We start from the raw sequence: 15,173 nt of genomic DNA, 5'->3' as shown, positions 1-15,173 counted from the left end.
GTGCGGCCGATGACTCAGACGCAATCGCGCCCGCTTGTCCACCCCTCCGCCGCGGTGACCGCGGCCGATCCGGGCGGCGCCGTCGCGCAGGCGATGGCCCAGCGGCCCGAGCGCGCGTCGATGATCGACGCCTACTTCCGGCACGTGCCGGCGGAGGACCAGCCCACGACCGCGCGGGACGTGCTGGGCATCGTCGACGGCCACTGGCGGGTCGGCCACAAGCGCCGGCAGGGCGAGGTGCGCATCAGGGTGTTCAACCCGGCCCCGTCGGCCGGCGAGGGGACGGGCTGGACGGACACGCGGACCGTCATCGACATCGTCACCGACGACATGCCGTCGCTGGTCGACTCCGTGATCGGCGCCTTGACCACGCAGAACGTGGTCGTGCATCGCGTGCTGCACCCCATCCTGACCGCCTGCCGGGACGCCGACGGCGATCTGGTGGCGGTGGTCGACTCCGCGGCCCCGGCCGAGGAGCAGGCCTTCAGCCTGCGCGAGTCGTGGATGCACATCCTGATCGACCGCCTGTCCGACGCCGAGCGGGCGGAGGCCATCGAGGACACCCTGCGGCACGCGCTGGACTCGGTCCGCGCCGTCGTGGGTGACAGCGGTGCGCTGACGGCGGCCGTCGCGACCGCGGCGGGCGACCTGCGGGGCACCTTCTCGCCGCGGTCCGCCCAGGAGGTCGCCGAGGCGGCGGACTTCCTCTACTGGCTCATCTCCGGGCACATGACGTTCCTGGGCTACCGCCGCTACGACCTGACCGGCGACCGGGCGGGGAACCACGCCGGTCTCGCGCCGGTGCACGGCTCCGGCCTGGGCATCCTGCGCGAATCGGTCGCCGGGCCGGACGGGGACGACCTGGTCGGCCAGTCGCCGTCGGGCGACGCGCACCACCTGCTGCTGACCCAGGCATCGGTCCGGTCCGCGCTCACCCGCGACGTCCCGCCGTTCGAGGTGCGGGTACGCATGCTCGGCCCGGACGGCTCGATCACCCGGGAGCACCGCTTCCTCGGGGTGCTCACCGCGCGCGCGCTCAACGCCGAGATCACCACCACCCCGGTGCTGCGGCTGACGGTCCAGGCCGTCCTGTCCACGCTCGGCGCCGCGCCCGACACCTACACCGGCCAGCGCGCGCTGGACCTGCTGGCCACCTACCCGCGGGCCGAGCTGTTCTGGGCCGATCCGGACCAGATGGTCGAGGTGGTCGGCAGCGTGCTGCAGCTGGCCAGCCGCCGCCGGTTGCGGGCCTTCCTGCAGCCCGACCCGTTCGGCCGGTTCGTCTCGGTCATGGTGTACCTGCCCAGGGACCGCTACACCACCGCCTGCCGGCTGGCCATGCAGCAGATCCTGCTCGACGCGTTCGGTGGCACCGGCATCCGCTACACCGCCCGCGTCGGCGATTCTCTCCTCGCGGCAGTGCATTTCACCGTCAGCACGGACCCGGCCAACCGGCGGGAGCCCGACCTCGGGACGCTGACCAAGGCCCTGCGCGGCACCATCCGGACCTGGGAGGACCGCCTGGTCGTCGCCGTCGTCGGCGGCGGGGACGAGGACCTGGACACCGCCGGCGCGCTCTCGCGGTACGCCGACGCGTTCGACGAGGCCTACAAGGAGACCTACGAGGTCGAGGACGCGGTCGCCGACCTGCGGCTGCTCGATCAGCTGTCCGGGCCCGACGATCTGGCCCTGAAGATGACGCCGAGCAGCCAGGACCAGGTGGGCGACTGGCGGCTCAAGCTCTACGTGACGGGCGGGGCGGTGACCCTGTCCCGGGCGCTGCCCGTGCTGCAGACCCTCGGCGCCGAGGTGCTGGACGAGCGGCCGTTCGAGGTCCGCCGCGGGGACGGGGAGCCGTCCCGGATCTACGACTTCGGGCTGTCCTTCCCGCAGGACGCGATCGCCCGGGGGGCCGCCGACGACGAGCTGCGGACCCGGATGTCCGAGGCGTTCATCGCATCCTGGTCGGGCCGGGCCGAGGTCGACGGCTTCAACCAGCTGGTGCTGGCCGCCGGCCTGACCTGGCGGGAAGTGGCCGTCCTGCGGTCCTACTCCCACTACCTGCGCCAGATCGGAACCCCCTACACCGAGCGGTATGTCGAGCAGGTGCTGGCCGGGCACCCGGAGATCACGGCGGACCTGGCCGCGCTGTTCGCGACCCAGTTCGACCCGGACCGGTTCCCCGGCGACCCGGACGCCCGGGCCGCGGAGGCCGCCGCGATCGCCGACCGGATCACCGCCGCCCTGGACGCCGTCTCCAGCCTGGACGCCGACCGGATCCTGCGCACGCTGCTCTCGGTCATCACCGCCACCGTGCGGACGAACGAGTACCGCACGGACGGCCCGGCCGGCGCCGAGGGCGACCGGCGGGACTTCCTGTCCGTCAAACTCGAGCCGGCCAAGATCCCCGGGATGCCCAAACCGGTTCCCGCGCATGAGATCTGGGTCTACTCCCCGCGGTTGGAAGGCGTGCACCTGCGCTTCGGCGACGTCGCCAGGGGTGGGCTGCGCTGGTCGGACCGGCCGGAGGACTTCCGCACCGAGATCCTGGGCCTGGTCAAGGCCCAGGAGGTCAAGAACGCCGTCATCGTGCCCGTCGGCGCGAAGGGCGGGTTCGTGGTCAAGCGCCCGCCGGCCCCGACCGGCGACCCGCAGGTCGACCGCGAACAGCAGATGGCCGAGGGCATCGCCTGCTACCGGATGTTCATCGCCGGCCTGCTCGACCTGACCGACGACCGGCGGTCGGGCAGCATCGTGCCGCCCGCCCGGGTGGTCCGCCGGGACGACGACGACTCCTACCTCGTCGTCGCCGCGGACAAGGGCACCGCCACGTTCTCCGACATCGCCAACGGCGTGGCCCACGACTACGGCTTCTGGTTGGACGACGCCTTCGCCTCCGGGGGCAGTGTCGGCTACGACCACAAGGCCATGGGCATCACCGCCCGCGGGGCCTGGGAGTCGGTCAAGCACCACTTCCGCGAGCTGGGCGTCGACACCCAGACCCAGGACTTCACCTGTGTCGGCGTCGGCGACATGTCCGGCGACGTCTTCGGCAACGGCATGCTGCTCTCGCAGCACATCAAGCTGATCGCCGCGTTCGACCACCGGCACGTGTTCGTCGACCCCACCCCGGACGTCGGCGAGTCGTTCGTGGAGCGGCTGCGGCTGTTCGAGCTGCCCCGCTCGTCCTGGGCCGACTACAACACCGACCTCATCTCCGCCGGCGGCGGGGTGTTCCCGCGCTCGGCCAAGTCGATCGCGATCACCGAGCCGATGCGGGAGGTGCTCGGCCTGGCGCCGGACGTCGAGAAGTTGACCCCGACCGAGCTGATCCGGTCGATCCTGCTGGCCCCGGCCGACCTGCTCTGGAACGGCGGCATCGGCACCTACATCAAGGCCTCCACCGAGCAGAACCTGCAGGTGGGGGACAAGGCCAACGACGCCGTCCGGGTCGACGGCGCCGACCTGCGGGTCAAGGTGGTCGGCGAGGGCGGCAACCTGGGGGTCACCCAGCTCGGCCGCATCGAGTTCGCCCGCACCGGCGGCCGGATCAACACCGACGCGATCGACAACTCCGCCGGCGTGGACACCTCCGACCACGAGGTGAACATCAAGATCGCCCTGCAGTACCGGATGGAGCAGGGCGACCTGGACGAGCCGGGCCGCCTGGAGCTGCTGGCCTCGATGACCGACGAGGTCGCCGACCTCGTCCTGGCCGACAACCGGGGGCAGAACCGGGTGCTCGGCGCGTCCCGGCTGCACGCCCCGATCATGCTGTCGGTGCACTCCCGGCTGATCGACGCGCTGGTCGAGTCGGGCCGGCTGGACCGGGCGCTGGAATTCCTGCCCAACCACACCCAGATCAACGCGCGGCAGGCAGCCGGCGAGGGACTGACCGGTCCCGAGCTGTGCGTGCTGCTGGCGTACGTGAAGGCGGGGCTGTCCTCGGCCATGCTCAGGGGCCGGCTGCCGGACGACCCGGCCTTCACCCACCGGCTGCCCGCGTACTTCCCGCGGGCGATGCGGGACGGCTCGGAGGTGGCCCGCCGGGCCATCACCGACCACCCGCTGGCCCGGGAGATCATCACCACCGAGACGGTCAACGAGCTGGTGAACCGGGCCGGGCTGACGTTCGCCTTCCGGCTCGAGGAGGAGATGGCGGCGACCCCCAACGACGCCATCCGGGCGTACACGATCGCCAGCACCGTCTTCGACCTCCCGTCGATCTGGCGGCAGGTGGCCGACCTGAACAACCGGGCGCCGGCGCTGACCCAGGACACGATCGTCCTGCGGGTCCGGCGGCTGCTCGACCGGGCCACCCGGTGGCTGCTGACCCAGCGCCCGCAGCCGCTGGACGTGCGGGCCGAGATCGAGCGGTACGCCGGACCGATCGAGCAGATGGTGCCGCTGCTGCCCACCCTGGTCTGCGGCGCCGACCTGGCCGCCGTGCAGGCGGAGACCGCCGAGCTGACCGAGGCCGGCACCCCGCAGGCGCTGGCCGAGACCGTCGCCTACGGCCTGCACACCTTCAGCCTGCTCGACGCCGTCGACGTGGCCGCGTCCAGCGGGCGGGAGCTGCTCGAGTGCGCGCAGCTGCTGTACGCGCTGTCCGCCCACCTTGATTTCGATCGGTTGCTGACCGCGGTCACCGCGCTCGAACGCGGCGACCGCTGGCATGCCCTGGCCCGGCAGGCCCTGCGCGACGACCTCTACCGGTCGCTGCGCCTGCTCACCGCGGATGTGCTTTCCACCACGTCGCCGGAGCAGGACGCGCAGGCCAAGATCGAACAGTGGGAGAAGCAGAACAAGTCCCGGCTGGCCCGCGCCCGGCGCACTCTCGGTGAGATCAGCCGGGTCTCGGTGACCGACCTGGCCGAACTGTCCGTCGCGGCCCGGGAGATCCGGACCATGATCCGCTGATCGCCCCGGGGCGCGGGATGCGGCAGACTGCCCCGGGCACCGGACGGTGCCGTGTCGCCGCCCGGCGCCCCGGGCGGCGGCCCCGGATTGCGAGAAGGGTGCCCCCGCCATGAGCCGGTACGTGACGCAGGTCCGGGTCCGCTGGTCGGACCTGGACGCCTTCGGCCACGTCAACAACGCGCGCACGGTGACGCTGCTCGAGGAGGCGCGGGTGGACTGGCTGTTCACCGACGCCGCCCGGCACGGGGTGGACCGGCTCACCGAGGGCATCGTGGTCGCGCACCTGGACATCGACTACCGGCGGCCGATCGGGATGAAGGTGCCCGTCACCGTCTCGATGGGCCTGACCAAGGTGGGAACGGCCTCGTTCACCGTCGACTACGTGCTCAGCCAGGCCGGGGCGACGGCGGCGACCGCGTCCACGGTGCTGGTCCCGGTCGACCCGACGACGTTCCGGCCCCGCCGGCTGGACGACCGGGAACGCGGCTACCTCGACCGGTTCCTGGCCCCCGCGACCCCGCCGGCGGCCCGGTCGGGGGCCGGGACTGGGGCCGGGACCGGGGCCGGGTCGGCGGCCACGGCCGGACCGGCGCCGGACGGGGCGGCCGCGCGCCGTGGCTAGCCTGCGACCGGCGGACGCCGAGGACCGCGAGGACGCCACCGCCTTCACCGGGCGGGTGGCCCGCTGGGACCCGTCCGGGCTGATCCGGCTGCGGGCCGACGGCGACCTGGTCCGGCTCTGGGCCACGACCCCGTTCGACGCCCTGGTCACCCGGGCGGTGCGGGGCCGGGTCGAGCCGGCCGACGTCACCGTGCACGCCGGCAACCTGCTGGCCGGGCTGGCCGTCGCCCGGGCGGAGGACGTCGATCCCGGGCCGGCCGTCGACGCGTCGTGGCGCTCCCAGCTGCCCCCCGCCGCGGGGTGGGTCACCGTCGACGAGGTACCGGCGACCGTGCTGGCCGCGCTGGCCGAGGAGGGCGCGACCGGCGCCCGGGAGCGGCCCGGCCCGGCCGGGGCCGCCTCGACCGCCCTGCTGGACACCGAGGTGCTCACCGTCACCGGGGCCGGCATGCGGGTGGTCATCAACCTGCGCATGGTGTTCGCGCTGTCCGGGATGGGCTTCGCGCCGTCGATCCCGGGGGAGCAGGTGCGGGTCAGTGCGACCGACGCCTGGGCCCGCATCGACGGACGGTTCGGGGCCGTGGTGCGGCGCCGGCACGCCCTGCTGCCGCTGCTGGTCTGATGCGGTTCCCGGCCGCGCCCGGGCCGGTCAGCCGGCCGGGTCCGGCGGCAGCGCGGCGAGCGTGTATCCGGCGGCCCGCAGGCCGTCGATCACCTGGGGCAGCGCCTCGATGGTCTGCCGGCGGTCGGTGCCCCCGGCGTCGTGCAGCAGGATGATCGCGCCCGGCGTCACCGTGCCCAGCACCGTCGACACGATGGCCGCGGCGCCCGGCCGGGTCCAGTCGCGGGAATCGACCCCCCACCCCAGGAGCAGGGTCCTGGCCTGCTGGGCGGCCTGGTGCACCGGTCCGGCGGGATCGCCGAACCGGCCGCCGGGGGCGCGCAGGTAGCGCGGCGTGTGCCCGGTGGCCGCGACGACGGCGTCCTGGGTGCGGCCGATCTGCCCGGCCAGCACGTCCGGGGCCAGGGTGTCGAATGCGTCGGGATGGTCCCAGCTGTGGTTGCACACGGTGTGGCCCTCGGCCACGATCCGCCGGACGAGCTCGGTGTTGTCCGCGACCCGCTGCCCGACGACGCAGAAGGTGGCCGTGACGCCCTTGGCGGCCAGGATGTCCAGCACCTGGCCGGTTTCCGGTCCCGGCCCGTCGTCGAACGTCAGGTAGGCGACGCGGCCCTCGCCGGTCCAGCCCAGGACGGTGGAATACGGCGGCACCACCGCGATCGGGGCGGCCGGGGCCGGGGCGGGTGCGGCCGGGGCCTCGGCGGCCGGGGACTCGGCGGCCGGGGACTCCGGGGCCGGCGTCCCGGTTGGCGCGGGATCGGCCGGCGCCGCGGCGGTGGCCGGGTCGGGCACGGTGACGGCCGGCGCAGCGAGATCGACGATGGTGCCCGCGTTGGTCAGCTCGGGCACCGTCACCGCCGCGGCCGGGCGGCCGGCCGCCGCGGTCCCGGTGGTGTCCGGGAGGTCCCCGGCCGGCGCGCCGGACCCGGTGATGGCGGCCAGGCCGACGGCCCGGCCGGGCAGGGCCTGATGGCCGGTGGGGTCCGGCGCGGCGCAGCCGGCCAGCCCGGCCAGCCCGGCCAGCCCGGCCAGTGCGGCCAGGGCCACGGCCGCCAGGACGACCGGGGGTCCGGCGGCGGCGCCCCGCCCCGTCCGACCCGTCCGTCGCATGCTGCCAATGGGATCATTCGCGCTGCGAGGATTCCCGGCGCGCCACGCCGGGGAGCGCACCCTAGTGGTGCAGCGAGTTCACCAGGCTGTCCGCGGCCATCTCGAGGTAGGCCCAGAGGCGCTCGTGGTGCTCGGCGTCGAGGCCGGCGCCGTCGACCGCGACCTTCATCGCGGCCAGCCAGTGGTCGCGTTCGCGCAGGCCGATCACGAAGGGCGCGTGCCGCATGCGCAGCCGGGGGTGGCCCCGCTGGTCGGAGTAGGTCCGCGGGCCGCCCCAGTACTGCTCCAGGAACATGCGGAGCCGGACCTCGGCCGGCCCGAGATCCTCCTCCGGGTACAGCGGCCGCAGCACCGGATCGGCCGCCACCTCGAGATAGAAGCGGTGCACGATGCCGGCGAACACGTCGTGCCCGCCGACCTCGTCGTAGAACGTCGGAGCCGACCCGGGAGAAGTCACCGGCCCATTGTTCCGTACCGCCCGCCCCGGCAACCCACCCCGCGGCCCGCGGGACCACTCCCCGGGTGACCCACCGGCCGGGCCGATGGGTCACCCTGGCGGCCCATCACCGGGTCACGCCCGGCCCGCGGCGTCGTCGCCCGGCCCGGCGAGCAGCACCGGCGGCCGGAAGTCCGCCGACGGGTCCTCCTGCCGGGCCCGCTCGAACGCGGTGCGGACGGCCGACCGGACCGCGCGCAGGAACCCGTCCTTCTCGCCGGCCAGCACGGTGGCCTGGATGCCCAGCGTGATCGTGCCGGGGGCGACGCCGGTGATGCCCAGCAGGGTCGGCTCGGCGACCATCGCCGCCTCGAACTCCGGCGACTGCGCCACGCCCTGCGCCTGCTGCAGCGCGATCGTGGCCGCCCGGTCGGTGTCCGCGTCGTAGGGGATCGTGACGGGCACCGTCACCACCGCGTGACCCTGGCTGGAGTTGCCCACCCGCAACACCTCGCCGTTGCGGACGTGCCAGATCGTGCCGTCGCCGGCCCGCAGGGTGGTGGTCCGCAGGCTCACCGCGACGACCGTGCCGCTGGCCGACCCCAGGTCGACGGTGTCGCCGACGCCGTACTGGTCCTCCAGGGTCATGCTGATCCCGGCCAGGAAGTCGCGGACCAGGTTCTGCGCGCCGAACGCCAGCGCGACGCCGGCGATGCCGGCCGAGGTCAGGATGGGCGCGATGTCGAAGCCCAGTTCGGCCAGGATCAGCACGGCGGCGACGCAGATCACCACGAACGAGGTGATCGACTTAAGCAGGGATCCCACCGCCTGGGTGCGTTGGGCCCGGCGGTCGGCGTTGAGCCCGCCCCCCAGGGCCAGCCGTGCGCCCGCCTGGAACGGGCGCAGGGCGGTCGACGCGTCGTCCCGGATCGAGAGCCGGGTCAGCCGGTTGATGGCCCGGTACAGCAGGAATCGCACGACGAGGGCGATCACCACGATGAGCACGATATGGATGGCGGCGGAGGCGAACGCGTCGCTGTTGCGGGCGAGCACGTCGGCGCCGGTGTTGTCCCAGACCCACTGGCACAGCGACCCGGCCTGGGCCGCGCAGTCGGGGGCGGTGATCTCCACGATGTCGACAGTTCCTCTTCTCCGGCTTGTCCGGTGTCGTGAGCGGGCCCGGTTCGGTCCCGGTCCGTTCCGGGTGCGGGCGCCGGTCGGTCCTCCCGCGTGCGGGCCGCGGCGGTCGCCACGGTCCGGACACGGCGTTTCGCCGGGCGGGCCGGCGACGGCGCACCGTCGGGCTGACGCGCGATCCGGCGAGGGGGATGCGTGGCCCCGCCGGTTATTCTCGTCCTGTCGAGCTTCCGCAGGGCTCGGGGTGAGGCGGGACTCACTGCCCGCCGTGGACCCGGACGGGCCACCCGGATCCGCGGGCGCCGGCGTCCGCTGCACTGCTCACCGCAGGGCCCGGTCCCGGAATCCGCCGGCCGCCGGTCCCGCCACGGTTCGCGGGAGGTACGGATGAACCCTGCCGGTCACGCCGGAAATCGGCCCGTGCCCGTCCGGCCGCCGTTGCGGCCCGCCGGGCATCGCGAGACCGCCCCACCCCGCCCGGTCGCGGTGCTGCGGGTCCTGCTGCTCAACGCCAGCCACGAGCCGCTCGCCGTGGTCACCGGCCGCCGGGCGCTGGTCCTGGTCGTCGCGGGCAAGGCCGAGTGCGTGGTCGAGCGGCCGGCCGGCCAGATCCGCTCGCCGTCGGTCGTGGTGGCGGTTCCGGCCGTCGTCCGGCTGCGCCGGTACGTGCGCGTGCCCTACCCGGCGGCGCCGGCCGTCACCCGGGCGGGGGTGCTGCGCCGGGACGGGCGCCGCTGCGCCTACTGCCCGGCCCGCGCGGACACGGTGGACCACGTCGTCCCGCGCAGCCGCGGCGGCGGGCACAGCTGGGAGAACTGCGTCGCCTGCTGCGCGCGCTGCAACGCCCGCAAGGCGGACCGGTTGCTGGACGAACTCGGCTGGTCGTTGGCGACGGTGCCGGGACCGCCCCGGCGGGGCGTACTCGGCCGGATGTGGGCCAACGAGGAGTCGGACCCCGCCTGGGAGCCGTGGTTGCCGGCCGTGGCCTGACCGGATCGCCGGCGGCCCGGTCGGATGACGGCCGGACCCGACCGGAACCCGCCGCCCTGCCGTCGGGCCGCGGCAGCGGGGCCCGACCGGCTCTGACCACCGTCTTTCCGCGGTCTTTCCGGTCCGAACCGGTGCTGCTCCGGCGCCGGCGCCCTGGCCCGGACGATCATGGACGGCGGCGCCGGGTCGGAGGGCCGGGCGTCAGGGCGTCGGCTACCGTATGCGGGTGACCATCCTTCAGACCATCGGGGTGTTCGTCGGCATTCCCGTGCTGATCTACGGCACCATCGCCGTGTTGACCATGGTGCCGGGACGCCACAAGCGGCCGCGTTACCGGCCCGGGCAGACCTGGGACTACCCGCCGCAGTGGTGGGCGGGCGACCAGCCCGTCGTGACCGCCGCCGGCGGCGAGAACCGGCTTGCCCAGGGAGGTGGCGCACATGGCACATGGTGACGTCGTCCCCAGCAGCGCCGCGGGACTGGTCAACTGGAACCCGCAGGTCGGGCCGAGCGGCAGCATCGACCACCCGCTGGCCACCACCCAGCTCGAACTCCTCGACGACGTGATGCGCGAGGCCGAACGGTTCACCGGCCTGCGTTTCTCGGTCTACCTCGGCGACCTGGGCAGCAACACCGCGGCATCGGCCGAGAGCCTGCTGGACAGCCTCGGCGGCGACGCGCCCTACGCCGTCCTGCTCGCCGTCTCGCCCGGGCAGCGGGTGGTCGAGGTCGTCACCGGGCCGGAGGCGGCGCGCCGGGTCAGCGACCGGGCCGCCCGGTTGGCCGTGCTCGGCGTCGTCTCCGCGTGCACCGACGGCGACATCGGCGGCGCCCTGGTCACCGGGGTGCGCATCCTGGCCGATCAGGCCGGCACCCTGCCGGAGCGCTCGACCTGGTGACCCGCCGGTCGTCCGGCCCGGACGACCGGACCTGAGAACAGCACTGAACCGCCCCCGTGCCCGACGGCACGGGGGCGGTTCTGTCGGTCCGCTCGGCGGGGCCGGTCAGCCGGCGTCGGCCGCCCGGGCCCGCAGCGCCCGTTCCACCCCGGCCCGTCCTTCGGACACCAGGCGCTTGAGTGCCGTGGGGTGGTCGCCCTCGGCCCAGGCCAGGGCGCGGTCGACGGTGGAGGGCTCGACCGCCCAGCGCGGGAACAGTCCGACCGCCACCTTCTGCGCCACCTCGCTCGAACGCCGCTCCCAGACCTGGCCGACCACGTCGAAGTAGGTCTCGGTGTACGGCGTCATCAGCTCCCGCTGCGCCGGATGGGAGAAGCCGGCGATCGCCGCGTCCTGCAGGGCGTTGGCCATCGCGTCGTCGTTGATCAGCCGGTCCCAGACCGCGGCCTTGTTCTCCGCGGTCGGGATGAGCGCGCGGACCTGGGTCGCCCGGCGCTGTCCGGAGGCCGTCGGGTCGGCCTGCTCGGCGGCCTCGATCTCCGCCTCGCCGGCCGCCCCGTGGGCGACCAGTGCCCCCAGCAGGGTCCACGACAGGTCGGTGTCCACCGTCAGGCCCGGCAGCGGCGCGGAGCCGTCCCGCCACCCGGCGATCTCGGACAGCTGGTCCGGCCCGAGCTTGGCCGCGCACAGCGCCTGCACCGCCGAGAGCTGGGTGTCGCTGCCCGCCTCAGCGCTGGACGCCAGCTCCCGCAGGGTGCGGGCGACCGTCGGCCAGCCGGTGGACTCGGCCCACCCGGGCTCGGCGTACGACCCGACCGCCGCCTGCAGCTGCATGAGCACCCGCTGCAGCACGCCGGCCTGGTCCTCGGTGACCAGACCCCGCGCGGCCAGCGCGATGAAATCGCGGGCCCGCATCAGGGCGTCCCGGGTCATCTCCCAGACCGCCGACCACAGCAGCGTGCGGGGGAGCGACTCGGCGACCTCGCCGATGGCGGCGATGGCCGTCTCCAGCGACGCCGGGTCGAGCCGGGCCTTGCAGTAGGTCAGGTCGTCGTCGTTGACCAGCACGAGGGCGCCGCGGGGGCGGCCGACCAGGTCGGGCACGGGCGTCCGCTCGCCGGTGACGTCGAGTTCGACCCGGTGCACCCGGGTCAACCGACCCTTCTCGTCCCGGTCGTAGAGCCCGACGGCCAGCCGGTGCGGGCGCCGCTCGCCGGCCCCGGGCTCGGCACCGGACTGGACCAGCTCGAACCGGGTGAAGACCTCGCGGCCGTCGGCCCGCTCGACATCGAAGTCGGCGCTGATGGTGTTGAGCCCGGTGGTCTGCAGCCAGGCCTTCGCCCAGGCGCGCAGATCCCGGCCCGAGGTCCGCTCGAGCGCGTCCAGTAGATCGGTCAGGGTGGCGTTGCCGAAGGCGTGCGCGGCGAAGTAGTCGCGCAGCCCCGCCAGGAACTCCTCGTACCCGACGTAGGCGGCCAGCTGCTTGAGCACGCTGGCGCCCTTGGCGTAGGTGATGCCGTCGAAGTTCACCTCGACCGCGGCCAGGTCGACCATGTCGGCGGCGATCGGGTGGGTCGAGGGCAGCTGATCCTGGACGTAGGCCCAGGACTTCTCGACGTTGGCGAACGTCGTCCAGGCCGCCGCGTATTCGGTCGCGTCGACCTGCGCGACCACCGAGGCCCAGGTGGCGAACGACTCGTTCAGCCACAGGTCGTCCCACCAGCGCATGGTCACCAGGTCGCCGAACCACATGTGCGCCATCTCGTGGAGCACCGTCTCGCAGCGCCGCTCGTACTGGTACCTGGTCACCCGGGACCGGAACACGTACTCCTCGCGGAAGGTGACCGCGCCGGCGTTCTCCATGGCGCCGGCATTGAACTCCGGCACGAACAGCTGGTCGTACTTGCCGAACGGGTAGCGGACGCCGAACGCCCGGTGGAAGAAGTCGAAGCCCTGCTTGGTCTGGGTGAACAGCCGGTCGGCGTCCAGGTATTGCGCCAGCGAGGTGCGGCAGAAGATGCCCAGGTCGATGCCGTCGTGGTGGTCGCGGACCACGTGGTACGGCCCGGCCACCAGCGCGGTGACGTACGTGCTCATCGGCTCGGTGGTGGCGAACGCGTGCACGGTCCCGCCGCCCGGCGCGGGCTCGCGGGAGACGGTCGCGCCGTTGGCCACCACCTGCCAGTCGGCCGGCGCGGTGACCGTCACGGTGAACCGGGCCTTGAGGTCGGGCTGGTCGAAACACGGGTAGAGCCGCTTGGCGTCGGCCGTCTCGAACTGGGAGTAGAGGTAGACGGCGCCGTCGACGGGGTCGACGAAGCGGTGCAGGCCCTCGCCGGTGTTGGTGTAGAGGCCGACCGCCTCGATCACCAGCTCGTTCTGCGCCGCGAGGCCGTCCAGCGTTAGGCCGTCCGTGCTCGTCCACCCGGCCACGTCCAGGGCACGCCCGTTCAGTTCGGCCGACGTCAGGCCCTCACCGACGAAGTCGACGAACGTGCCGGCCCCCGCCGTCGCCGTGAAGGCGATCGTCGCGCGGGTGCGGTAGGACCTCTCGCTGGGCCCGCCGCGGCCGTCGGTCAGGTCGATGACGATGTCGTACGACGTCGTGCCGACGGTGGCTGAACGCTCCCGCGCCTGGTCGCGAGTCAGATTGGGCGCCTGGGCCATGCGGTTCCCTCCGGAGACGACGTGATCCGACCGATCACCAGTGCCGGAGTGTAACGGCGGCCCCCGACAGCCTCCGGGAACATCCGGCCGGGCCGTACTGTTGATGTGTCAAGGGCATTGTTCGCACCACTGAAGACCCCTTCCGTCACGCCCGCCGGCATCAGCAGGTGCCCGGGCCGACCGATACGAGGAGACGCCAGCATGAGCCAGGCCACGATCGCGACCGGGACGAGCGGAACGGTCCCGACGCCGGAATCCGCGGTGGACGAGGTCGACTTCTGGTTCGACCCGGCGTGCCCGTTCGCCTGGGTGACCTCCCGCTGGATCCTGGAGGCCGAGCAGGTCCGGCCGATCCACGTCCGCTTCCACGTGATGAGCCTGGCGGTGCTCAACGAGAACCGGGCGGTCGGCGAGAACTACCGGGCCATGCTGGAGAAGGCGTGGGGTCCGGTCCGCGTCGCCATCGCGGCCGAGCAGCAGCACGGGCCGGAGGTGCTGGCCCCGCTGTACACCGCGATGGGCCGCCGGATCCACAACGAGAAGATGGACGACCGGGCCGAGGTCGTGCGCCTGGCCCTGGACGAGGTGGGCCTGCCGGCCGAGCTGGCCGAGGCGGCCACCTCCACCGAGTACGACGACGCGCTGCGGGTCAGCCACCACGCCGGCATGGACGCGGTCGGCGAGGACGTCGGGACCCCGACGATCCACGTCAACGGCGCGGCCTTCTTCGGTCCGGTGATCACCCGCATCCCGCGCGGCGAGGACGCCGGCAAACTCTGGGACGCCACCGTGGCGCTGGCCTCCTTCCCGTACTTCTTCGAGCTCAAGCGCACCCGCACGGAGAACCCGCAGTTCGACTGACGGCCCGCGGGCGGGGCCCACGGACCCGGTCGGGCGGGCCGCCGGCCGCGCGCTACGGTGGGCGTCAGCCGGGGGCGGACCCGGGCTGTATGTCCCGTTCGGGAGGATGCCATGACGGCCGGGGAAGCGACGTCCGATCCCGCGCGGTCGGCCCCGCCGGCCGGTTCGCCCGGGCTGTCCCCGCACGGCATCCCCCTGCCGCCGGACCTGCGCAGCGGGCCGATCGTGGCCGGCGTCGACGACGCCACCGCCTGCGGCCGGCCGCTCCGGGCGGCGGCGTTCCTGGCCGCCGCGACCGGCCGGCCCCTGCTCCTGGTGCACGTGCGCCGGCGGGCGATGCCGATGGTCGAGGGGTACGTGCCCATCCCGGAGGAGATCGGGGCCGGTGACGAGGCGGAGGACGCCGTCGAGGCCGAACTCGTCCGCATCATCACCGATTCCGGAGACCTGACCGGCGTCACCTGGGAGTTGCTGTCCACCACCGGCGAGGCCGGGGCGGAACTGGTGCGCATCGCCGAGGACCGGGACGCGGCCTGCGTCGTCGTGGGCAAGCGGCACAGCGGGTTCGGCGACTTCCTGCACCGGATCGCGTCCGGCTCGGTGTCCCGCGCGGTCGTCGCGCGGCAGAAGTTCCCCGTACTCGTGGTGCCCTGACCGGTCGGTTCCGAGCGGGTCCAGCGGCCCGCGGGCCAGCCGGAGACCCGGCTCAGCCGCGCCCGGCGGGTCCCCCGCCGTTCTGCCCCCGGCGGTCCGGCCGCCGGCCGGCCGGCAACGAGGTGGGCGGGACGTAGTGCCGGCGGACGATGACCAGGTCGGCCTCCGCCGCGGCCAGGTCGTCGGCGTCCGGCAGCGCCACCTCCCGCGCCCGCATGGCCGCGGTCGACGACACCTGCGTGGAGCGGGTGGTGA

At 74.0% G+C, this 15,173-nt stretch carries 12 protein-coding genes and 1 pseudogene; 8 read left to right on the top strand and 5 right to left on the bottom strand.

Annotation, left to right across the window (positions count from 1 at the left end; genetic code table 11):
- Nucleotides 1-9 precede the first annotated feature (9 nt).
- From ACOJUF_RS01020 to ACOJUF_RS01010, 3 genes are all read left to right on the top strand, one after another.
- Nucleotides 10-4,920 carry an NAD-glutamate dehydrogenase gene (locus tag ACOJUF_RS01020; RefSeq protein ID WP_420120005.1) on the top strand — a complete coding sequence of 1,637 codons (4,911 nt, stop codon included), beginning with the start codon at nt 10-12 and terminating at the stop codon, nt 4,918-4,920.
- A gap of 109 nt (nt 4,921-5,029) precedes the next feature.
- Nucleotides 5,030-5,542 carry an acyl-CoA thioesterase gene (locus ACOJUF_RS01015; protein WP_420120004.1) on the top strand — a complete coding sequence of 171 codons (513 nt, stop codon included), beginning with the start codon at nt 5,030-5,032 and terminating at the stop codon, nt 5,540-5,542.
- Entirely contained in the window at nt 5,535-6,164 is a 630-nt protein-coding gene (locus tag ACOJUF_RS01010) for a hypothetical protein (protein ID WP_420120003.1), read from the top strand. The genes ACOJUF_RS01015 and ACOJUF_RS01010 overlap by 8 nt, the downstream gene beginning before the upstream one ends.
- 27 nt (nt 6,165-6,191) lie before the next feature.
- Here ACOJUF_RS01010 and ACOJUF_RS01005 read toward each other — a convergent pair whose 3' ends face one another.
- The 3 genes from ACOJUF_RS01005 to ACOJUF_RS00995 form a co-directional block, all read right to left on the bottom strand.
- A complete protein-coding gene (locus ACOJUF_RS01005; protein WP_420120002.1) occupies nt 6,192-7,274 on the bottom strand; it encodes a polysaccharide deacetylase family protein in 1,083 nt (360 codons plus the stop codon).
- A gap of 61 nt (nt 7,275-7,335) precedes the next feature.
- The gene (locus ACOJUF_RS01000; RefSeq protein ID WP_420120001.1) at nt 7,336-7,731 is read right to left on the bottom strand and encodes a globin; all 396 of its coding nucleotides are present in this window, start codon (nt 7,729-7,731) and stop codon (nt 7,336-7,338) included.
- Nucleotides 7,732-7,845: 114 nt separating this feature from the next.
- A complete protein-coding gene (locus ACOJUF_RS00995; protein WP_420120000.1) occupies nt 7,846-8,841 on the bottom strand; it encodes a mechanosensitive ion channel family protein in 996 nt (331 codons plus the stop codon).
- Between the two features lie 393 nt (nt 8,842-9,234).
- On the opposite strand from ACOJUF_RS00995, the gene ACOJUF_RS00990 reads away from it, so the two are divergent.
- From ACOJUF_RS00990 to ACOJUF_RS00980, 3 genes are all read left to right on the top strand, one after another.
- Nucleotides 9,235-9,837: an HNH endonuclease gene (locus ACOJUF_RS00990; RefSeq protein ID WP_420119999.1), complete on the top strand. Its 603-nt coding sequence runs from the start codon at nt 9,235-9,237 to the stop codon at nt 9,835-9,837.
- A gap of 226 nt (nt 9,838-10,063) precedes the next feature.
- A complete protein-coding gene (locus ACOJUF_RS00985; protein ID WP_420119998.1) occupies nt 10,064-10,291 on the top strand; it encodes a hypothetical protein in 228 nt (75 codons plus the stop codon).
- Entirely contained in the window at nt 10,278-10,736 is a 459-nt protein-coding gene (locus ACOJUF_RS00980; RefSeq protein ID WP_420119997.1) for a DUF5130 family protein, read from the top strand. The genes ACOJUF_RS00985 and ACOJUF_RS00980 overlap by 14 nt, the downstream gene beginning before the upstream one ends.
- Nucleotides 10,737-10,841: 105 nt before the next feature.
- Here the strand turns inward: ACOJUF_RS00980 and pepN are convergent, their stop codons facing one another.
- Complete coding sequence (gene pepN, locus ACOJUF_RS00975; protein ID WP_420119996.1) at nt 10,842-13,403, bottom strand: aminopeptidase N; 2,562 nt, start codon at nt 13,401-13,403, stop codon at nt 10,842-10,844.
- Nucleotides 13,404-13,604: 201 nt separating this feature from the next.
- Here pepN and ACOJUF_RS00970 point away from each other — a divergent pair, with 201 nt between their 5' ends.
- Both ACOJUF_RS00970 and ACOJUF_RS00965 read left to right on the top strand, forming a co-directional pair.
- Complete coding sequence (locus ACOJUF_RS00970; protein ID WP_420119995.1) at nt 13,605-14,264, top strand: DsbA family protein; 660 nt, start codon at nt 13,605-13,607, stop codon at nt 14,262-14,264.
- A 111-nt stretch (nt 14,265-14,375) separates the two neighbouring features.
- Nucleotides 14,376-14,918, top strand: a complete 543-nt coding sequence (locus ACOJUF_RS00965; RefSeq protein WP_420119994.1) for a universal stress protein — start codon at nt 14,376-14,378, stop codon at nt 14,916-14,918.
- 52 nt (nt 14,919-14,970) lie between these two features.
- On the opposite strand, the pseudogene ACOJUF_RS00960 reads toward ACOJUF_RS00965, so the two are convergent.
- A pseudogene (locus ACOJUF_RS00960) lies at nt 14,971-15,173 on the bottom strand (hypothetical protein); the annotation flags it as partial.

The organism is Nakamurella sp. (assembly GCF_048594475.1).
Taxonomy (GTDB): Bacteria; Actinomycetota; Actinomycetes; order Mycobacteriales; family Nakamurellaceae; genus Nakamurella.
Note: the sequence above shows the minus strand (reverse complement) of the source record. Positions and strands in the feature narration are given on the sequence as shown.